The organism is Mesorhizobium sp. M6A.T.Cr.TU.014.01.1.1 (assembly GCF_004022765.1).
Lineage (GTDB): Bacteria > Pseudomonadota > Alphaproteobacteria > Rhizobiales > Rhizobiaceae > Mesorhizobium > Mesorhizobium mediterraneum.
Genome location: NZ_RZPG01000008.1, coordinates 46,986 through 65,034, shown reverse-complemented (window position 1 = coordinate 65,034; position 18,049 = coordinate 46,986). Strand labels below are relative to the sequence as shown.

The following is an 18,049-nucleotide window of genomic DNA, read 5'->3' as shown; positions in this document are numbered from 1 at the left end:
TGCGTCTCGCTGTGGAAGTTACTTGAATGGAGAATGAACACGCCGATCAGCGCAGGTTCAAGAGCCGGAATATATGTTTTGCGCCGAGCTCCAGAAGATGAGCCGGAGGAGAGAGAAAAAATGAAATTCCGTTTTCACGCTGCCGCGGCTTTCGCCGTCGCCTCGACTGTTTTGGCCTTTACCGGCCAATCTCATGCAACCGTGTTCGCAGCTTGGCAAGTGACCAACGTTCCGTTTGGCGACACACTCAACGTGCGCAAATATCCGGCCGGGTCATCGCAGAAGCAGGCCGCCTATCCCAACGGTGCCGTTTTGCAGATGACCGGCAAATGCACCGGCGGCATAAACCTGCTCGACATCGCCAATCAGCCGGCCTCGCAGCAGGTGGAAAAAGTCCGCTATCGCTGGTGCGAAGTCTGGCACGATCCGGCCCAAAGCGGCAATTTCGTCACCGGCTGGGTCTATGGAAAGTACATCACGCCACAATGAAGGCCCGGTGCCGGTCCGCAGCGCCGATTTCCGGCTTGCTCGCAGACAGCAGGGATAAATCGCAACCTATGGTTTCGTAGACTCTGAAAACAACCAAATAGCTTACGCTACAACCAAGCATAGCCAAGCATTCAGATATTTTTACTGTCCATCACGGATGTAACGGCAGCTTGACGCTGCGTCAGCCGCCACTGGTCTGACCAGAAAATATCGCAAAGTTACAGAGTGCACGAAAGATTGAAGCTGATCGTGGAATATTTTATTAACATCGATGAATATAGCACAAGAAGCGAATTGACTTACTTGGTGCACTGGCTCATTAGAATGCTGCGACGCGAATCGCAGAGGCTCTTTCCTGCAAAAATTTCGCGCGGTGCCCGACCTGCCAAAAATAGGGCGCGGATAGAAACAACTCTCGTTGGGGCCATGAAGCCATGGATATTATCGAAACACCTTCCAGAAATAGTGATGCGCTGATCGAATTGACGGCCGATGTCGTAGCCGCCTATGTCAGCAACAATCCGGTGCCGGTCGGCGAGCTGCCGAGCCTTATCGCCGATGTCCATGCCGCCCTCGGGCGCGTGGGCGGGGCCAGTGAACAGCCTCCTGCCGACAAGCAGAAGCCGGCAGTAAACCCGAAGCGCTCCGTCCATGACGACTACATCGTCTGTCTTGAAGACGGCAAGAAGTTCAAGTCGCTGAAGCGCCATTTGATGACCCACTACGGTCTGACGCCCGACGAGTATCGTGAAAAATGGGGCCTGGACGCAAGCTATCCGATGGTTGCTCCCAACTATGCTGCCGCCCGCTCACAGCTTGCCAAGAAGATGGGTCTCGGCCGCAAGCGCAAGGGGCGCTGATACCGGCTGTCTTTCCCAACCTGGGTTAGACGATCAACGGCGCCTTCGGGCGCCGTTTTGCTTTTGGGGCATTGCTGGAGCAATCGATAGGCGTTGCGCCATATGCGAGGGCTCGCCATCATGCAGGCCAATCCCGCTGTGGCCTAATCAGGCGGTCTGCCTCAAGGCCGCCTCGGCGTCGCGCTTGATGCGCTTGACCATAGAACGAAGACCATTGGCGCGTTGCGGCGACAGGTGCTCGTCGAGGCCGAGTGCCTTCAGCGTGGCTTCCGCGTCGGTTTTCTGGATCTCGCTGGCGGGTCGTCTCGAAAACAGCGCCAGCATGATAGCGACGAGGCCGCGCACGATATGGGCGTCCGAATCACCGGCGAAGGTGACGACTGGGTCGGGCCCCGGTCCATATTCAGTGGTCAGCCAGACCTGGCTGACGCAGCCAGGCACCTTGTTGGCGGGGTTGCGTTCCTCATCGGGAAACGGCGGCAGGGCCTCGCCCAGTTCGATCACATAGCGATAGCGGTCTTCCCACTCGTCAAGCAGGGAGAAGTCGTCGCGGATCGTTTGGATCGTCGTGGTCATCACCCCGGATATAGTCATCCGGCGACGCTGCGTCACGAAAAAAGAGGAAAATACCCTAGGCGTCGAGAGGGCGGAGGGCCTGCGGTGCAGCGACAGATGCGGCTGAAAAATATCTCAGTTTTTCGCCGGCAAGTCGACTTTCATCGGCAAGTCGACTCTCGCGGGCAAGACGATGTCCTCGGGCACGCTGCCGGTCGTTGTCGCCGTGTCGGGTTCGGCGGTCTTGTCGTCCAACATGGCGGCCGCGATCTTGGCGGTCTCCTTGGCTCGGGCGGTGATCGTGTGCATTGCGGACTTGCCGGTCTCGCAGACGTCGGGCTTGCGCTCGCATATGCCGGCAATATCGCCGACCGCTTCGCGTGCCGCAAACAACGCTTGGATCGGCCCGACGCTTTGGTAGCCTGTCTCGCCGGAGCCGACATTCAGCGGCAGCGCCAGAAGCACCAGCGAAAACCAGAAAGCCATTCTTATCAGAAAGCCCATCTGTATGCCCTCATCAATGACCCGATCATGCATTCGTGCGGCATGACCTCTTTATGGGTACGATAGTGGCATAGACGCGCAAAGGACGGCTTGCCTGGTCAGCGAAAATTTTCCTCAAATTTTAGGCAAATTCGAAACGAAGCATTTTGCAACGCGTTTGCCTCAAATCCCGCCGATTTTCTTCACTTAAGGTTAACCATCTATCTGGCTGTTTGCTATAGATATTTCCCAGAAGTGTGGCGTGCCGGCGGCGACTGTCAGAGGCAGAAGGACGATCCGCTCGGATAACGCTCCATTTACTATGGCTGCAATTGCCCAGATTTTGCTGCGACGGTCTCCCAATATTTGCCTCAGGCCGGGCATTGGTCGGTCACGCCTTATCCATTCCTTAAACGCTGGATGCGAGTTTCAGATCAACAAAAGCAACCTGCGAAGCAGGGCTGTTCACGACCGGGTGCGAGTGCGTTGAGTTGAGTTCGATCGGGACCAGATACGTTGAGTTGCCCGGCGCGATGTCAGCCGGTTGCGAACGTATGGTTCATCCGTCCATCCTCGGACAGAACGATCGTCGGTGCCAGCGCCGGTTTATCGGTGTCATGCTGGCCGCTCCGTTCTTCGCCGCAGGTGCAGCAGTCACGCTGGTCACCTCGGGCATGGGCGCGGCCGTGACCATGGCTGCGATCTTTGTGACTTTCGGCCTTTGCTGGTTTGCCGCTTTGCTGGTGGCGGCATCGGGTAAGATGGCGTTCGCCTGCCAGGTCGCCCTGGCTATGGGCAGTCTTGCCCTTGCCGGTGTCATTGCCGCGGCGGGCGGTCTGGCCTCTCCGGTCGCCATGCTTGTCGTGGCGCTGCCGTTCGAAGCCTGGTGGATCGGCGCATCTCGTCGCGCTGCATTGTGGGGTGCCGTATCCGCATTTGTCGCTATCGCGCTGCAGCCTTTTGTCGGTTCTGTCTTCCCGTTCGGCGCGGCAGAAATCGCGGCGTGGCATTGGTTGCTGCCGCTGGCCTGGGCGCTCACTTTCATTCCGCGTATCGCAGCACTTGGCAATCCGGCCAGCGCGCAGCTCGATCCGGCGACCGACGAACGGCTCGAGAACATTATCGACGCCGTTGTCCTGCGGGTCGGCAGGCATGGCGAGATTCTGGATGCGTCGGCAAAAGCGCGCACGATCCTGAAGCTGCAGCCGGAGCTGCTGTTCGGTACCGGTCTGTTCGATCGTATCCATCTGTCCGATCGTGTCGCATACCTCAGCGCGCTGGCCGACATGCGCGATGGCGCGCCGGCGCGCCGGCTCGATCTTCGCGTCCGACTGCCGCAAAACGGCAACGGCCCGACGGCGGACAATTACCGGCCGTTTTCCCTTGAGCTGATGCGGGCGAAAGAGCAGCAGGACGTCTTCACGCTCGTCTTGCGCGAAAACGACGAAGTCGCCGGATTGCGCGAAGAGCTTGCCGCTGCGAACGAGGCGGCCGCGTCTGCCGAAGTGGCGAAGGGACGGTTTCTGGCGGTCGTCAGCCACGAGCTTCGCACGCCGTTGAACGCCATCATCGGTTTCTCCGACATGCTGCTGCATGAGATGTTCGGCACCTTCAAGGATCCGCGCCAGAAGGAATATGTCGGCTTGGTCAAGGAGTCCGGCCAGCATTTGCTTGCCGTCGTCACCTCGATACTCGACGTGTCCAGGATCGAATCGGGCACCTACGCGGCCGAGCCGGAACCGTTCCGGTTCGTGGAAGCGGTCGAAATGTGCCAGTCCATGATGCGGCTGCAGGCCGAGGCTAAGAACATCGATCTGCAGGCTCAGATCGCACCGGATGCCGGCGAGATAAACGCTGACCGTCGTGCCGTGCAGCAGATACTCATCAATCTCGTCTCCAATGCCATCAAGTTCACGCCCGATGGCGGCGATGTCATCGTCGGCGCCAAGCGGATCGGCTCGCGACTGCATTTCTGGGTCAGGGACACCGGCATTGGCATCGCCGAGGAAGACTTTGCCAATCTCGGCAAGCCATTCATGCAGATCCAGAACGACTATACGCGCCGCTTCGAGGGAACCGGGCTCGGCCTGTCGCTGGTGAAAGGCCTGGTGGCGCTGCACGACGGCACGATGTCGATCGAAAGCATGCCGGGCGAGGGCACCACAGTAACGATCAGCTTGCCGGTGAACGGACCGAAGGGACGGTCGACGGACAAGCCCGGCGTGCTGCCGATGCCTGCGGCCAAGGCGGAGACAAAAGGGGACAGGCATGGCTCGCTCCGCAAAACAGCCTAAGGCGGTCAAGCGCCGCGGCAATGCCTTCCAGGGTGGCGCGGTCGCCGTCGGCAGCCTGATCTCGCGCAATCCGATTCTGGTCGGCGGTTCGACCGCCTTCCTGGTGACGCTGTTCTACGTCTCGGCGAATGCACTGTGGTATCAGCCTTTTCCTCATGCCGGCGCGTTTTTCGCGACCAGGAGCATAGAGGGCTTTCCTCGCGCAGACGCCGACGAGCCAGAGACCACCATCAACATCGTGCGGCCGGGCCCGGCTCCGGCACCGATCAAGAGCGATCCGGTCGTCGAGCAGGTCCAGGGAATCTTGAAGGATCTGGATTTCTATTCCGGCACGGTCGACGGCATTTCCGGCCCCAACACGCGCAACGCCATACAAGCCTATCAGCAGAAGGTCGGGCTCAACGCTTCCGGCGAGATCGACAGCGTTCTGCTCGATCAACTAGGCGCCACGCCAACCGCCTCGACGGTCGTGCCGCATCCGGTTCCCCGCCCGCACGACATGGCTGCGATTCCCGTTTCCGCTTCGGCGCCGGCGGATGCGTCGGCGCAGGCACCCGACGCTCGCATTATCAAGATCCAGGCCGGTTTGAAGGCATTTGGCAATGACGACATGCAGCTCGATGGCGTGGTCGGGGCACGCACCAAAGCAGCGATCAAGGAGTTCCAGTCGCTGTTCGGGTTGCCGGAGACCGGCGAGCCCGACGAGGTCGTCTACGTCAAGATGCGCGAGATCGGCCTGACCAACTGACAGTCGACGCCTGACGGTCGAGCCGTTCGCCAACCCGATGGGCAAAAACCGATTTCGGTTTTCGGACCTTTGCTCTAAGTACCGTGCGATGTCGTCCAGAATCCTGCCATGCGCGTAACCACCGATCTGTGGGTGTCTGCCCTGTTGCGCCGGGTTTTCAGCGCCGGGGGCTTCGCCGCCGTGGTCAAGCGCGGCGCGACCGAGGCCGGCGCGGTCTTCGTGCTGGCACGTGGCCGCCAGGGCGAGGTTGCCTTGTTTGGACCGGCGCCGCAGACGAGCTACGATTCGGCCAGACCCGACGACCGTTTCTTCGGTTTGCTCGGCGCCGGCGACGATGCCGCCGTCTTTGACGCACGACTGGAAAGGGAGAAAAAATTCGATCCCGACATCTGGGTGGTCGAGATCGAGGCCGGCGCTGTTCCCGTCGAGGAGCTTATTTCCGTCAAGTCGCTCTAACGATATGCATGAAAGACAAAGGCTTAAAGCGTTCGCTTGAATCTCTTCAGACGCGCCGCGCCTTGATGTATGTCGCCCAAAAGTGCGCAGCGGTTTTGGGATAACGACATGCATAAAAACAAAAAACTTAACGCGCGTCGCATGAATCCCTTCAGACGCGACGCGCCTTAAGGCTGATGGCAGCATTGTCGCTGTCCGCCTTGCGGATGTCGGCGTTTGTCGCGACGGGCCCGGTACTGCGAATGGCCTTCGACAGTGCCTCGGCCTTCCAGCCGCGAACCCTGTCCAGCGCTGCGTCGCGATGCAGCAGGCGGTACCGGTCGAGGAAAATGCGGATGGCCTGCGGATGCGGAAACTCTGTGGGGTAGACGGCGACGGTGATCAGGAACGCCCTATCTTCCCCGAGATCGAGCGCGCGCAGGGCGGCTAGCAACGATGTGTAATTCTGGTTCGCGGTGAGCGACCGCGCCGTTGAAAAACCGATTTCGAGCGCGTCGGCCAGTGCTGTCTGGAAAAATGCGGCGTTCCCGGTTAGCGCCGTCTCGCGCAGTTTGACATAGGTTTCTGAGCCGGTGAACGGATTGATGGTTGCGCCGCTCTCCACGTCGGCACGCATCATCGACCGCAGCCGGCGCCGCGCATTTTCGGCGGCGGGGCCGGGCTCCTGCTGCCTGTCGGCATCAGGCGCGGCGACTTCGGCGCTTTCAGGCGCCGTCTTGGCGATCGTCTCGGGCTGCCGCACGCTCACCAGCGTCGGCTTTTCAAGCGCCTTGATCAGGTGGGCGATGGTCGGGTTCAGGTCCTTGCGGCGCGCAATGGCGCGCGCATGCGGCAGGCCGTGCCGCCCGATCAGCGCGATGAGATCGATGTTGCTGAGCGCGCGCGAGCGGATGAGCAGCGGGGCGGCGATGTCGACCGGCTCCTCGCAAAGCCGCCGGACCAGCGCCGTGGGCGCATATTCGCACTCGGAAAGGGCGGCAGCGACGTAGCGGCGCGATTCGACCGACACATTGGCGAAAAGTGGAAGCGTCAGATCTTCAAGCTGTGCGATCTCCCGGCGCGAAGGGCGGGTGAGCGAACAGAACGCCGACACCGCGGCACGGAACAGCCTTTCAGCCTTTCCCGATTCAGCCCGTATAGCGATTTGCCTGAAATCCGAAGCTGACACGAAGGATACGCCTGACACTCGACACAATCTGGACCATGCTCGACCGGGACTGTGTCGGTTTCGCATTTCCCAAGAACAAAGATCAAGTTAGCGGCGATCCGTTAGCGTTCCGTTAACCTACTGCCGTCCTTAATCAGATTGGAGGCGTTGCGTTGTGCTCCGGGGCAACCGAGAGGAATGCACGAACCATGGGCATGGTACTGTCTTTCGTGCCGCGAACGGCGGCAACCAATCGAGCAGAACGAAACACCGGTACGCCGGCGGCGGTGATCATTTTCCCCGGCGTCCGTTATGAGCAACGGCCACTGACGGGCGAGAGCCGGACAGGCGCCGGTCGGGACAAGCCGGGCTCGATGCCAGGCTCGTCAGGGACGCTGCCTGTTCCGCACCACTGAGTTTCGGGATCCCTTTAGAAATCCTGCAGCTCGCAGGAACTCTGCTCGAGAAACCGTGACACGACCGGCTTCCAGCTGTCGTCGGGCACGAAGGAGCGGATGACGAACATGCCTTCGTCGATGGGCGCCTCGACGAAGATTGCCCCTTGCAATTCCTCGGGAAGATTCTTGCGGATCTCGATCATTTGCGCCGGCGTCAGCACGATACTGTCCAGCACTCTACCGGTCGCGCTGTGGTCGTTGAAGGAATAGATGTTGTGGCCGCTGCGGTCATAGACCGATACGGACCAGAACGGGACGTTTCCGGGTGCCTTGATCCGCACCATCCCTTCGGACAGATCGAACCGGCAAGCCGCCGCGTAAAACAGTGGATCGACGGATTTTACCACCGGCGTGCCGCCGGCCTCTGCGTCCAGCCTGGTCATCCTATAGAGGTCCGAGGCCATGGCCAGACGCGACCAGGCATCGCGTTCGGAAAATTCCGGGACGAGCAGCAGCACGATGATATGCACGACACCGGCGCCAAGCAGGCCGAGCAAGATCGCGTGCAGCAGCCTACGCATTGCAGCCGACCTTCAGGATCTGCGGTAGCGTGATATCCGAAAGACCCGTGCTGCTGGCGATCGGCGTGTCGTAGAATGTCAGCACGAAATACATCCGACCGGAGCCGTCGGAAGGCAGCCAGTTGCCGGGCGCGGGGCGGTGGCCGACGGAAATCACCACCGAATTGTCGGGCTGGCGCAGCACCTGGTAGGATTGAAGTGCCGCAAGCCTCGGCTTGTCGGTCTCGATCACGCCGAGCGACTGATCGGCGGCATAGAGGGTCCAGAACCGGGCCGTTGGAAATCCGCCTTCGATTTCGTAGGCGCATTGACGTTTCAATTGCTCGCCGCCGGAATCGCGTTCGGCGACAAAAGACAGGCCCTCTGCCTGCCCGAGCGCCAGCACACCCTCGCGCGCCACACGGGCTTTCGAATAGGGGTCCGCCGCCTGCGTGCCGATATCGGGAAACGCCGTCCATGGGCCGATCCGGATCGCGCCGATGCCATCCTGCGTCTTGAGAGCGTGCCAGACGCCGCCGCCGCCGCCGCCGATGGCTATGGCAAGCGCGAGGAGCGTCAGGAATGCGTTTTTGAGCATGAGGAGCCGCGGGAAAGAGGAGTGCCGCTCGGGGATATCGCGGGGCAGGGGGCCATGGCAAGCGGACCTCTGTGGAATTGCCTGCGCGAGCATGACCCGTCGTGTGCGGGCGTCAAAGCGCCGACAGGGTCTCCGGCGTCGCAGGTGCCTTGAGGACGGGCGCCGACTGGAACAGCCTCGTGATGTCCTTGAGCGCCCGCGTGGTTTGGCTGGACAGCACCGGCGGGCGCTCGGCGGCGGCGTCCGCCGCTGCCTGCTCGGCGTTCTTCTTTTCCGCGTCCTCGGCCTTGGCGGCAATTTTTTCGTCGACGAAGGGATGATCGAGACCGGGGATCGGCTTGAGATCGATATTCTGGTGCGCATAGACCATAAGCCGCTGCCACACCATCGCCGGCAGCGAGCCGCCGGTCATGTTGTTGGTTGGGGTGAAGTCGTCATTGCCGAGCCACACGGCAGCCGTGTAGTTGCCGGTGAAGCCGACATACCAGGCATCACGGTAAGATTGCGTGGTGCCGGTCTTGCCGGCCGAAACGATGTTGGGAAGGGCAGCGCGCCGCGCCGTGCCCATCACCGGCACCGCCGCCAGCATGGTGTTCATATATTTCAGCGCCTGTTCCGACAGCACACGATGCGGCGGCGGCGCATCCTTGGCGAAATCGTAAACCATCTCGCCGGTATGGGTGACGAGCTGGGTGATGCCATGCCGGGAGCCGACAAAGCCGTTCTGGGCGAAGACGCTATAGCCTGTCGCTTGGTCCATCACGGTCATGCCCGAAGTGCCGAGCACCATCGTCTTGTGCGATTCGAGCGGCGATTCGACGCCCATGGCTTCCGCTATCGCCTTGATCGGCTTGATGCCGAGATAATCTTTGGCCAGCCGCACCGGCACGGTGTTGATCGATTTGGCCATCGCCGTGATCAGCGTGACCTTGCCTGCCGACCCGCCATTGTAATTGTGAGGCGACCAACTGCCCCAGGAGATCGGCCCGCCGGAAACGACGGAGTCCGGAGTGAAGCCGTGCTCCATCGCCGTTGCATAGATATAGGGTTTGAACGATGAGCCGCTCTGGCGCAGCGCCTTGGTGGCGCGGTTGAACTGGCTGGCACCGTAGTCGCGGCCGCCGACGATCGCCCTGACTGCGCCATTGGTTTCGATGACGACCATGGCGCCTTCGGTGACGTTGTATTCCTTGCCGAACTGGCGGAGATGGAACTCCATCGATTCTTCCGCCGCCTTCTGGATGTTGGCGTCGAAAGTGGTGTGAGCGACCAGCGAATGCTGGCCGGACTTCGCCGCGATCTTCTTGACCTCTTCGAATGCCCAGTCGAGGTAGTAATCCGGGCTTTTCTGCTCGCCGCGGTCGACGATCTCGGCCGGATGCAGCCGCGCCTGCAGCACCTGACCCTCGCTCATGAAGCCGGCCTCGACGAGATTGGACAGCACCACATTGGCCCGCGCCCTGGCAGCAGGCAGGTTGATGTGCGGCGCGTATTTGGTCGGTGCTTTGAACAGGCCGGCCAGCATCGCTGCTTCGGCGAGGTTCAGATCCTTGACGCTTTTTCCGAAATAGAAATCAGCGGCCGCTTCGATGCCGAAGGTGCCGCCGCCCATATAGACGCGATCGAGATAGAGCTGCAGGATCTCCTTCTTCGACAGATTGGCCTCGAGCCACAGCGACAGGAAGGCTTCCTTGATCTTGCGTTCCAATGTCCGTTCATTGGTCAGGAACAGGTTCTTGGCCAGCTGCTGGGTGATGCTCGAGCCCCCTTGCACCACGGAATTCGCCCGCACATTTGCGAAGATCGCGCGCGAAAGGCCGAGCGCATCGATGCCGTAGTGATCGAAGAAACGCCGATCCTCGGTGGCCAGCACCGCCTTGATGACCTGGTCGGGCATCTCGTCGACCGGCACCGAATCGCGCTGGATGATGCCGCGCTGGCCGATCTCGTTACCGTAGCGATCGAGGAAGGTGACGGCGAAATCACCCTGGGCCCGCCAGTCGCCGGCGGTCTCCTGGAAGGCTGGCAGCGCAAGCGCCAGCATGACGACGATGCCGCCGGCGCCGAGCGTGAAACCCTCGCTCAACAGTTCGATGATGCCGCGGCGCCAGCCGGAGACGCGGAAGCGCCGGAAAAAAATGGTGGCCGCTTCCCAGAACCGGCGCGCCTTGAAGCCGATCTCGTAGAGCGAGGAATCGAACCACGCATCCGCAGCCAGCAGTCTTGCGGCAATCGGACCTCTTCTCTTGCGTGGTTTCAAAGGACTGGCCATTCCAGGATCCGGCTGCGGCTACGCCTCCCAGTGAGAAACTGCACGGGGGCAATTTCAGGGCGACGCGCCTACCAAGACTATTCGTTCATTTTGGCGCCGCTCACAAGGGCGAGGTAGACTTGCGCGTTACAGTTTTTAGATAGGAGTTTGAGGGGCCACCTCCACCGCTTTGCAGGCGCGCATCCGCTTTCAATATTACCGCGCCGCGATAAAGCGCATGAAATGCGCCACGTCGGCGTCTCTTGGCTCCTGGCCGGTGAAACTGCGCAGGTAGGCGGCGAGATGACTGACCCTCGCCTCGACCGGCTCCTTGAGGTCAAGCACATAATAACCGATCTGCATGTAGTAGAGCACCCGGGCGCGGATGAAGGCATCCTCTTCGTCATAGCCATGCCGGCGATACATGTCGCGGATCGCGCCCAGGCGGTCATTGTCGGCCTGGTCGATTGCCCGGCGCACGTCATCGGAGCGACGCGCCCATTCCCGGATGGCGAAGTCGAGCCTAGGATCGAACAGGCGCTCGTCCGCCCAGCATTCGAACACGTTCATGACACCGATGATGATGCTTTCGGCGGGCCGCTGCGCGCGTTCGACGATCGCCTTGGTGTTGGTATCCCGCCAATGGGCAAGCAACTGGTCGAGCAGATCCTGACGGCTATCGAAATACCAGTAGAAGCTTGAGCGCGAAACGCCGAGCTTCTGGCCGAGCGGCAGCACGCGCACGCTTTCGATGCCGTCTGAAATCAATGTCTGGAGCGCAAGACTGATCCAGTCCCAGCGCGTCACCTTGATGTTGCCGGGCGCCGGCTCGTCCCGCGGAGCAATCATGATCATGGCCGCACAATAGGCATGGGGGAGAGCTGCATACAACCATACTAGACACATATGTACAGTGCAAGTATCCTGCCGCCCCTAACGAACGGCCGGCGCGCGTCATCGCGGCCTCTCCCTACGATCCCCAGGGCAAGGCAATACGGCAATGAGGAGTATCCGCCATGGTCGATGACGCCGCACGCAACCTCAGGCGCGAACGCAGGCGCGGACGAACCGGCGAGGCTGGCAGCGAGAGCAGCCGCCGGCCGGACTATCGTTCGCTGAAGAACCCGTTCCTGCCGCAGCCTGTCTTTTCGGCCGACCACGTCGCCGCGATCCACGACACGGCGCTGCGCGTGCTCGAGGAACTCGGTGTCAAGGTGCTGTTGCCGGAAGCGCGTCTCATTCTTGCCCGTGCCGGCGCTTTGGTCGACGAGGACAGTCAGATGGTGCGCCTCGGCCGCGACATCGTCGCGGCGGCGCTGGCCTCGGCGCCGAAATCGATCCGGGCGCACGCCGGCGACCGTGCCCGAGACCTGATGCTCGAGCTCGGCTCGATGACGTTCCTGGCGGGATCCGGCGCGCCGAACGTCACCGATCTAGAGCGCGGCCGGCGGCCGGGGACGCTTGCCGCTTTCGAGGATCTCATTCGGCTGGTGCAGCATTTCGACGTCCTGCATATGCTGGGGCCTTGCATCGAGCCGCAGGACATCGACAACCGTTTGCGCCATTATGCCGTCAACCGGGCTCAGCTGACGCTGTCCGACAAGTTCCCGTTCATTTTCGCGCGCGGCACGCCGCAGGTCGAGGACGGGTTCGAGATGCTGCGGCTGGCGCGCGGCCTGTCCGAGGACGAATTCCGTTCGGGGGCCTATTGCTACACCGTCATCAACACCAATTCGCCGCGTCAGCTCGACATTCCGATGGCGCAAGGCATCATCGACTTTGCCAAGGCGGGGCAGGTGTTGATCATCACGCCCTTCTGCCTGGCCGGCGCCATGGCGCCGATCACGGTGGCCGGCGCGCTGACGCTGCAGCATGCCGAAGCGCTGGTCGGGCTGACGCTGGCCCAGATCGTGCGGCCAGGCGCGCCGGTCGTCTATGGTTCCTTCTCGTCCAATGTCGACATGAAATCCGGAGCGCCGGCCTTCGGCACACCGGAGCACATCAAGGCGACGCTCGGCGCCGGTCAGCTTGCGCGCTTCACCGGCCTTCCCTGGCGGTCCGGCGGCGGCAGCGCCGCCAACATTTCGGACGCGCAGGCAGCCCACGAGACGCAGTTCGCGCTGTGGGGCTCGGTGCTTGCTGGCGCGACGGTATGCATCCACGCGGCTGGCTGGCTCGAAGGCGGCTTGAGCGTCTCCTTCGAGAAGCTGATCACCGATATCGAGGCGCTGCAGACGGTCGCCGAACTCTGCGCGGCGACGCCAGGCGACGAAGATGCGATCGGCTTCGAGGCCATCGCCGAAGTGCAGCCGGGCGGGCATTTCTTCTCGGCCGGACACACAATGGCGCGCTACCGCACCGCATTCTACGAGCCGCTGGTGGCCGACTGGTCGAATTTCGGCAACTGGACGCAGGCCGGGTCAAGAACCGCCACGGAGCGCGCCACCGGCATCTGGAAACGACTGTTGGCCGACTTCCGGCCACCGCCCTCGGCCGCTGTCACATCAGACGTCCTCGACGAATTCATAGCGCGGCGCACCGAAGAGGGCGGTGCGGCACCGGTTTCGTGAGGTGGCGGCACGCGGGCGTCACATAGGGCGTTTGTCGCCGGTCTTTTGCGGGTCGCGGCGTATCGTGCCGGTGTCAGCTTTCCTATGCTTATCGGCAAGTCTACGAATGCGATCGAAGCGACTTTCCTCAACCGCTTTGATTGTCGCGACGGCATTTGGCTTCGGGACGAACGCAATCATGGATCGATCTCCTTGCCGGCGGGCCGCGCGCCGGGGAGATGCCCCGGCGGTTTTCTTTCAGGCTCTCGTGTAGAGCTCGTTTCTCTCGGAGAGGTCGATGATATCAGGCGGCGAGAGCGACCGCACAGCTTTGCGCACCCAGCCTGTCGGGCGAGGTTTTCCCGGGCATGGTCGCCCAGCCGCCCGTCTCGATGAACTGCCGCTTCTTGTAGCTGTCGGTCAGGGCCTTGAACTCTACAAGCTTGGCGGCCGCATCGGGCGCTGCGTTGAAGCGATCGACGCAGACCGCCGAGGCCAGCTCGCCGCGCGCCACGTCGCCGGCGGTTGTCGCCGCCGCGCGCGAGGTGCCACCGGTCACCCAGCCGCCCCAGTTGAAACCGACGATCAGCGTGGCGACGAAGGTTGCCGCGCATGCCCACAAAAGCGTGGATTTGGCCGGCTGGTAATCTTCCCATCGACGCGCGAGAGATGGCTTGCTGCTTTGTATGGCCACGGAACAGTTCCTCCTGGTTGATGTCGGGATCGGTCGCCCGGCCTTTCCGGCCGGGCGCTGCAGGCTTGTCTAGGCGATGGTCAGTAGCCCCCCATGCCGCCGCCGGCCGCAGGCGCGGCATCCTTGGCTGGAATGTCGGTGATCATGGCTTCCGCAGTGATCAGCAATGCCGCGATCGAACCGGCATCCTGGAGCGCGGTCCGCACCACCTTTGCCGGGTCGACGATGCCGACCTTGATCATGTCGACATAGATCTCGTTCTGAGCATCGAAACCCTGGTTGTGATCCTTGCTGTCCATGAGCCTGCCGACAACGATCGAACCTTCGACGCCGGAGTTCTCGGCGATCTGGCGGATCGGCGCTTCGAGCGCTCTCGACACGATCGAAATGCCCGCCGTCACATCGGCATTGGCTCCGGTCAGCCCGTTCAGCACGGCCTTGGCGCGCAGCAGAGCGACACCGCCGCCGGGAACGATCCCTTCTTCCACCGCCGCGCGCGTGGCGTTCAGCGCGTCGTCGATACGGTCCTTCTTTTCCTTGACCTCGGACTCGGTCGCACCACCGACGCGAATGACCGCGACGCCGCCGGCGAGCTTGGCTAGCCGCTCCTGCAGCTTCTCCTTATCGTAGTCGGAAGTGGTTTCCTCGATCTGCCCCTTGATCTGCTGGACACGCGCCTGAATCGTGGCCTTCTCGCCTGCACCGTCGATGATCGTCGTCGTGTCCTTCTCGATCAGCACGCGCTTTGCGCGGCCGAGCATGTCGATGGTGATGTTCTCGAGCTTGATGCCAAGGTCTTCCGAGATCATCTGGCCGGCAGTGAGCACGGCGATGTCTTCCAGCATCGCCTTGCGGCGATCACCGAAGCCCGGCGCCTTGACTGCCGCGACCTTGAGGCCACCGCGCAATTTGTTGACGACCAGCGTCGCCAGCGCTTCGCCTTCGACGTCCTCGGAGATGATCACCAGCGGTTTGCCGCTTTGCACCACGGCTTCGAGGATCGGCAGCATCGCCTGCAGATTGCCAAGCTTCTTTTCGTGGATGAGGACATAAGGGTCCTCCAGCTCGACGCGCATCTTCTCGGCATTGGTGACGAAATAGGGGCTGAGATAACCACGGTCGAACTGCATGCCCTCGACGACGTCGAGTTCGGTCTCTGCGGTCTTGGCTTCCTCGACAGTGATGACGCCGTCATTGCCGACCTTGTCCATCGCCTTGGCGATCATGGCGCCGACGGTGGCATCGCCATTGGCGGCAATGGTGCCGACCTGCGCGATTTCACCGGAAGATTTGACCTTCTTGGCGCGTGCCTGGATTTCCTTGACGACGGCGGTGACCGCAAGGTCGATGCCGCGTTTGAGGTCCATCGGGTTCATGCCCGCGGCAACGAATTTGGCGCCCTCGCGCAGGATGGAAGCGGCAAGCACCGTGGCGGTGGTGGTGCCGTCGCCGGCGAGATCGTTGGTCTTCGAGGCCACTTCGCGCACCATCTGGGCGCCCATGTTCTCGAACTTGTCGGCAAGCTCGATTTCCTTGGCCACCGTCACCCCGTCCTTGGTGATGCGCGGCGCGCCATAGGCCTTGTCGATGATGACGTTACGGCCCTTGGGACCGAGCGTCACCTTGACGGCGTTGTTGAGGATTTCGACACCGCGCAGCATCCGGTCACGCGCATCGGTGGAGAATTTGATTTCCTTGGCAGACATGTTTTTTCGTCCCGTTCAATTGGTTGTGGCAAGGCGCTGGCAGCACCCGCCTGAATCAAAAACTTGGAGCATCCTCTGCGCGTCCAAGAGGACGCGCGGCGCTCCAATCAGGCGGCTTTCTTGGCAGCCACGATCTTGTCGGTGATGCCCATCTCGCTCTTGTCGATGATGCCCATGATGTCGGCCTCCTTCATGATCAGAAGGTCCTCACCGTCTATCTTGACTTCGGTTCCCGACCATTTGCCGAACAGGATGAGGTCGCCGGCCTTGACATCGAGTGCGATCAGCGCGCCGCTTTCGTCCCGCGCGCCTGGCCCGACGGCGATCACTTCGCCTTCCTGCGGCTTTTCCTTGGCATTGTCGGGGATGATGATGCCGCCCTTGGATTTGGTATCGCTTTCGGCGCGCCGAATAACGACGCGATCGTGGAGTGGCCGGAATTTCATGGGAACTTCTTTCTGGGGCCGGCTTAGGCGGCCACGCCCTTGTATAGGCGTTTTGGCACTCGATAGATAGGAGTGCCAAAAAATATTAGTCCTTTATCGGAAACTATTGACAGTATTATTTGGCAGTTTCATTTCCATGGATTCGATGAGCATAAAATAATCCTGGAATTGATTTTTTCTGCCCGAGTACCTATTTTAGAAGAGAAACTCACTTTCATAATCTCAGTCAAGAAGGAGATTTTATCGATGGCGGAATTCAGTCAGAATATAATGGAAAAAGCTGAGGCGCGCTTCATGGAAAAGCAGAAGAAAACCGCGGAGCGAAACCAGGCAACGGCCGAATATGTTTCGGAAGCCAAGGCCAGGATCATCAAGACGGCAAGGCTGCGGGCGCTGCGGCTGGCCAAGGAAGAGGCCGACCGCGCCGCGGAGGCCCTCAATCCCGTCGCCCCCAAGAAAAAGCGGGCGGCAGTCAAGAAGGCGGGGGCCGCTTAACGGCGTCAAGTCATGAGCCTGACATTTCCAAACCAAAGCCGCAGCTACGACGAAGCGAGCCGACGGATCCGCTTCGTCGGCTATGACGGCATGTCCCAGATTTCTTTCTTTGTCGATGTAGATGCCATCTCGACGGCACCGTCGGGGACGGCGACAGCCGAAGCCACATATCTCGCCGCCTTCGATGCGGCTGTCGGTCCCATACATGACGTCGCAAGGAATGCTTATGCCCGTACCGGCAAGAGCATGTACGTGCTGACCGCAGCCGATTTTCGATAAATCCCGACCGTCCCGTGATCTGGCGCCAGAACGTCAACGCGGCTACGCTGCAAGCAGGAATCGCTGACGGTGAAGGCCTGTTCAGTCGTGACGGGCGAGGGAGAAGACGATGACCGCGCCGGCGGCCGCGCTGCAGAAGGCCTTGTTCGAAACGCTGAACGGTGACGGTTCCCTGTCAGCGGCATTGGGCGGCGCTAAACTGTTCGACCATGCCCCGGAAAATGTCCCGTTTCCCTATGTCACCGTCGGCCGGACCAGCGTCTACGACTGGACAACGGGCATGGAGAACGACGCCGAGCAGCTTTTCACGCTGCATTTCTGGTCGAAGTCCGAGGCCAGGAAAGAAATGCTCGATGTGATGGACATGGTCAGCGCCCGGCTCCAGGATGCGGCGCTCGCGCTCGACGAGCATCACCGCCTCAATCTCAGGCTCGAATTCACCGAGGGCCGTTACGACGAGGACCTTTCGGCCTATCACGGGCTGCTGCGCTTTCGCGCCGTGACGGAAGAAAACGCCTGACGCGCTTTCAATATGGCTGCAACACAGTCTAGACTGGCGCTTCGTTGAATTTTGCCGGGTTGGGGCGGCGAAATCATAAGGTCGGTTGTCTCGCGTTTCAGGGGTGGGATAGGCATGTGTTGCAGGCGTCCACTGTTCATTTCACGTTCAGCACCGATGCGTTAGAACGCTGACCATGAAAACGCTTCGTTCCCACTTCCGAACCGCGACATTGGCGCTATCAGCGGCCGCTCTGTTCGCATCGCAGGCGACGGCGCTGCCGGTCGTCGTGCCCGAGCAGAACCGGCCGGTCGTCCTGGCTGCCTCCGACTGCTACGCGATCGGTCAGCAGGTCGCCGAGCAGAATGGCGGCACGCTGGCCAAGGCATCGCAGTCGACGCGCGGTGGCCAGCCGGTCTGCGTCATCGTCGTGCTGGTTCCAGGCAAGGAGGGACAGCGCCCGCGCCGCACAGAGATCGTCGTTCCGCAGAATTGACCCGCCGTTTCCCAGCGTGCCGGAATCGGCCTATATCTGACCAATT

21 protein-coding genes are annotated in these 18,049 nt (G+C 61.4%); 10 read left to right on the top strand and 11 right to left on the bottom strand.

What is annotated here, in order from left to right:
- Positions 1-120 precede the first annotated feature (120 nt).
- Together EN885_RS11080 and EN885_RS11075 are read left to right on the top strand one after the other, a co-directional pair.
- A complete protein-coding gene (locus EN885_RS11080) occupies positions 121-489 on the top strand; it encodes a hypothetical protein (protein WP_095486534.1) in 369 nt (122 codons plus the stop codon).
- Positions 490-923: 434 nt separating this feature from the next.
- Positions 924-1,349, top strand: coding sequence for a MucR family transcriptional regulator (locus EN885_RS11075; protein WP_023800837.1), 426 nt, complete (start codon positions 924-926; stop codon positions 1,347-1,349).
- Between the two features lie 147 nt (positions 1,350-1,496).
- On the opposite strand, the gene EN885_RS11070 is transcribed toward EN885_RS11075, so the two are convergent.
- Entirely contained in the window at positions 1,497-1,925 is a 429-nt protein-coding gene (locus EN885_RS11070) for a SufE family protein (protein ID WP_095496748.1), read from the bottom strand.
- Positions 1,926-2,039: 114 nt separating this feature from the next.
- Positions 2,040-2,408 carry a DUF5330 domain-containing protein gene (locus tag EN885_RS11065; RefSeq protein WP_128241967.1) on the bottom strand — a complete coding sequence of 123 codons (369 nt, stop codon included), beginning with the start codon at positions 2,406-2,408 and terminating at the stop codon, positions 2,040-2,042.
- A 533-nt stretch (positions 2,409-2,941) separates the two neighbouring features.
- Here EN885_RS11065 and EN885_RS11060 point away from each other — a divergent pair.
- The 3 genes from EN885_RS11060 (at position 2,942) to EN885_RS11050 (ending at position 5,885) form a co-directional block, all read left to right on the top strand.
- On the top strand, positions 2,942-4,681 hold the full coding sequence (locus EN885_RS11060) for a PAS domain-containing sensor histidine kinase (RefSeq protein ID WP_128241966.1): 1,740 nt from the start codon (positions 2,942-2,944) through the stop codon (positions 4,679-4,681).
- Complete coding sequence (locus EN885_RS11055; protein WP_128241965.1) at positions 4,656-5,429, top strand: peptidoglycan-binding protein; 774 nt, start codon at positions 4,656-4,658, stop codon at positions 5,427-5,429. The genes EN885_RS11060 and EN885_RS11055 overlap by 26 nt, the downstream gene beginning before the upstream one ends.
- A 108-nt stretch (positions 5,430-5,537) precedes the next feature.
- Positions 5,538-5,885, top strand: coding sequence for a DUF1491 family protein (locus EN885_RS11050; RefSeq protein ID WP_128241964.1), 348 nt, complete (start codon positions 5,538-5,540; stop codon positions 5,883-5,885).
- Between the two features lie 151 nt (positions 5,886-6,036).
- On the opposite strand, the gene EN885_RS11045 is transcribed toward EN885_RS11050, so the two are convergent.
- The 5 genes from EN885_RS11045 to EN885_RS11020 all read right to left on the bottom strand — a co-directional run bounded on the left by EN885_RS11045 (position 6,037) and on the right by EN885_RS11020 (position 11,694).
- On the bottom strand, positions 6,037-7,053 hold the full coding sequence (locus EN885_RS11045) for a hypothetical protein (protein ID WP_128241963.1): 1,017 nt from the start codon (positions 7,051-7,053) through the stop codon (positions 6,037-6,039).
- A 409-nt stretch (positions 7,054-7,462) separates the two neighbouring features.
- Entirely contained in the window at positions 7,463-8,011 is a 549-nt protein-coding gene (locus tag EN885_RS11035; RefSeq protein ID WP_095486540.1) for a DUF1254 domain-containing protein, read from the bottom strand.
- Positions 8,004-8,588 carry a DUF1214 domain-containing protein gene (locus EN885_RS11030; RefSeq protein ID WP_095486541.1) on the bottom strand — a complete coding sequence of 195 codons (585 nt, stop codon included), beginning with the start codon at positions 8,586-8,588 and terminating at the stop codon, positions 8,004-8,006. The genes EN885_RS11035 and EN885_RS11030 overlap by 8 nt, the downstream gene beginning before the upstream one ends.
- Positions 8,589-8,700: 112 nt before the next feature.
- Positions 8,701-10,860 carry a PBP1A family penicillin-binding protein gene (locus EN885_RS11025; RefSeq protein WP_128241962.1) on the bottom strand — a complete coding sequence of 720 codons (2,160 nt, stop codon included), beginning with the start codon at positions 10,858-10,860 and terminating at the stop codon, positions 8,701-8,703.
- Positions 10,861-11,055: 195 nt separating this feature from the next.
- On the bottom strand, positions 11,056-11,694 hold the full coding sequence (locus EN885_RS11020) for a TetR/AcrR family transcriptional regulator (protein ID WP_128241961.1): 639 nt from the start codon (positions 11,692-11,694) through the stop codon (positions 11,056-11,058).
- 161 nt (positions 11,695-11,855) lie between these two features.
- Between EN885_RS11020 and EN885_RS11015 the strand changes: the two genes are divergently transcribed.
- Complete coding sequence (locus tag EN885_RS11015) at positions 11,856-13,409, top strand: trimethylamine methyltransferase family protein (protein WP_127289115.1); 1,554 nt, start codon at positions 11,856-11,858, stop codon at positions 13,407-13,409.
- An 18-nt stretch (positions 13,410-13,427) separates the two neighbouring features.
- On the opposite strand, the gene EN885_RS33530 is transcribed toward EN885_RS11015, so the two are convergent.
- The 4 genes from EN885_RS33530 to EN885_RS11000 form a co-directional block, all read right to left on the bottom strand.
- On the bottom strand, positions 13,428-13,589 hold the full coding sequence (locus tag EN885_RS33530; RefSeq protein WP_164547001.1) for a hypothetical protein: 162 nt from the start codon (positions 13,587-13,589) through the stop codon (positions 13,428-13,430).
- Between the two features lie 103 nt (positions 13,590-13,692).
- Positions 13,693-14,082 (bottom strand): hypothetical protein, encoded by a 390-nt coding sequence (locus EN885_RS11010; RefSeq protein ID WP_128241960.1) that lies wholly within the window; start codon positions 14,080-14,082, stop codon positions 13,693-13,695.
- Between the two features lie 80 nt (positions 14,083-14,162).
- On the bottom strand, positions 14,163-15,788 hold the full coding sequence (gene groL / locus EN885_RS11005) for a chaperonin GroEL (RefSeq protein WP_095486546.1): 1,626 nt from the start codon (positions 15,786-15,788) through the stop codon (positions 14,163-14,165).
- Between the two features lie 107 nt (positions 15,789-15,895).
- Positions 15,896-16,234 (bottom strand): co-chaperone GroES, encoded by a 339-nt coding sequence (locus tag EN885_RS11000; protein WP_095486547.1) that lies wholly within the window; start codon positions 16,232-16,234, stop codon positions 15,896-15,898.
- Positions 16,235-16,480: 246 nt separating this feature from the next.
- On the opposite strand from EN885_RS11000, the gene EN885_RS10995 reads away from it, so the two are divergent.
- The 4 genes from EN885_RS10995 (at position 16,481) to EN885_RS10980 (ending at position 18,003) form a co-directional block, all read left to right on the top strand.
- Entirely contained in the window at positions 16,481-16,729 is a 249-nt protein-coding gene (locus EN885_RS10995) for a hypothetical protein (protein ID WP_095486548.1), read from the top strand.
- A gap of 12 nt (positions 16,730-16,741) precedes the next feature.
- Positions 16,742-17,008, top strand: coding sequence for a DUF1488 domain-containing protein (locus EN885_RS10990; RefSeq protein ID WP_128241959.1), 267 nt, complete (start codon positions 16,742-16,744; stop codon positions 17,006-17,008).
- A gap of 109 nt (positions 17,009-17,117) precedes the next feature.
- On the top strand, positions 17,118-17,528 hold the full coding sequence (locus tag EN885_RS10985; protein WP_128241958.1) for a DUF3168 domain-containing protein: 411 nt from the start codon (positions 17,118-17,120) through the stop codon (positions 17,526-17,528).
- Between the two features lie 175 nt (positions 17,529-17,703).
- A complete protein-coding gene (locus tag EN885_RS10980) occupies positions 17,704-18,003 on the top strand; it encodes a hypothetical protein (protein ID WP_128241957.1) in 300 nt (99 codons plus the stop codon).
- Positions 18,004-18,049 lie beyond the last annotated feature (46 nt).

Excerpts from the sequence above, each read along its gene's own strand:
- EN885_RS10980 (WP_128241957.1), top strand. The coding sequence starts at position 17,704 with ATGAAAACGCTTCGTTCCCACTTCCGAACCGCGACATTGGCGCTATCA.
- EN885_RS11020 (WP_128241961.1), bottom strand. The coding sequence starts at position 11,694 with ATGATCATGATTGCTCCGCGGGACGAGCCGGCGCCCGGCAACATCAAG.
- EN885_RS11065 (WP_128241967.1), bottom strand. The coding sequence starts at position 2,408 with ATGGGCTTTCTGATAAGAATGGCTTTCTGGTTTTCGCTGGTGCTTCTG.
- EN885_RS11060 (WP_128241966.1), top strand. The coding sequence starts at position 2,942 with ATGGTTCATCCGTCCATCCTCGGACAGAACGATCGTCGGTGCCAGCGC.
- EN885_RS11000 (WP_095486547.1), bottom strand. The coding sequence starts at position 16,234 with ATGAAATTCCGGCCACTCCACGATCGCGTCGTTATTCGGCGCGCCGAA.
- EN885_RS11015 (WP_127289115.1), top strand. The coding sequence starts at position 11,856 with ATGGTCGATGACGCCGCACGCAACCTCAGGCGCGAACGCAGGCGCGGA.
- EN885_RS11055 (WP_128241965.1), top strand. The coding sequence starts at position 4,656 with ATGGCTCGCTCCGCAAAACAGCCTAAGGCGGTCAAGCGCCGCGGCAAT.
- EN885_RS11075 (WP_023800837.1), top strand. The coding sequence starts at position 924 with ATGGATATTATCGAAACACCTTCCAGAAATAGTGATGCGCTGATCGAA.
- EN885_RS11025 (WP_128241962.1), bottom strand. The coding sequence starts at position 10,860 with ATGGCCAGTCCTTTGAAACCACGCAAGAGAAGAGGTCCGATTGCCGCA.
- EN885_RS11080 (WP_095486534.1), top strand. The coding sequence starts at position 121 with ATGAAATTCCGTTTTCACGCTGCCGCGGCTTTCGCCGTCGCCTCGACT.
- EN885_RS33530 (WP_164547001.1), bottom strand. The coding sequence starts at position 13,589 with ATGATTGCGTTCGTCCCGAAGCCAAATGCCGTCGCGACAATCAAAGCG.
- EN885_RS10990 (WP_128241959.1), top strand. The coding sequence starts at position 16,742 with ATGAGCCTGACATTTCCAAACCAAAGCCGCAGCTACGACGAAGCGAGC.
- EN885_RS10995 (WP_095486548.1), top strand. The coding sequence starts at position 16,481 with ATGGCGGAATTCAGTCAGAATATAATGGAAAAAGCTGAGGCGCGCTTC.
- EN885_RS10985 (WP_128241958.1), top strand. The coding sequence starts at position 17,118 with ATGACCGCGCCGGCGGCCGCGCTGCAGAAGGCCTTGTTCGAAACGCTG.
- EN885_RS11030 (WP_095486541.1), bottom strand. The coding sequence starts at position 8,588 with ATGCTCAAAAACGCATTCCTGACGCTCCTCGCGCTTGCCATAGCCATC.
- EN885_RS11050 (WP_128241964.1), top strand. The coding sequence starts at position 5,538 with ATGCGCGTAACCACCGATCTGTGGGTGTCTGCCCTGTTGCGCCGGGTT.
- groL (WP_095486546.1), bottom strand. The coding sequence starts at position 15,788 with ATGTCTGCCAAGGAAATCAAATTCTCCACCGATGCGCGTGACCGGATG.
- EN885_RS11035 (WP_095486540.1), bottom strand. The coding sequence starts at position 8,011 with ATGCGTAGGCTGCTGCACGCGATCTTGCTCGGCCTGCTTGGCGCCGGT.
- EN885_RS11070 (WP_095496748.1), bottom strand. The coding sequence starts at position 1,925 with ATGACCACGACGATCCAAACGATCCGCGACGACTTCTCCCTGCTTGAC.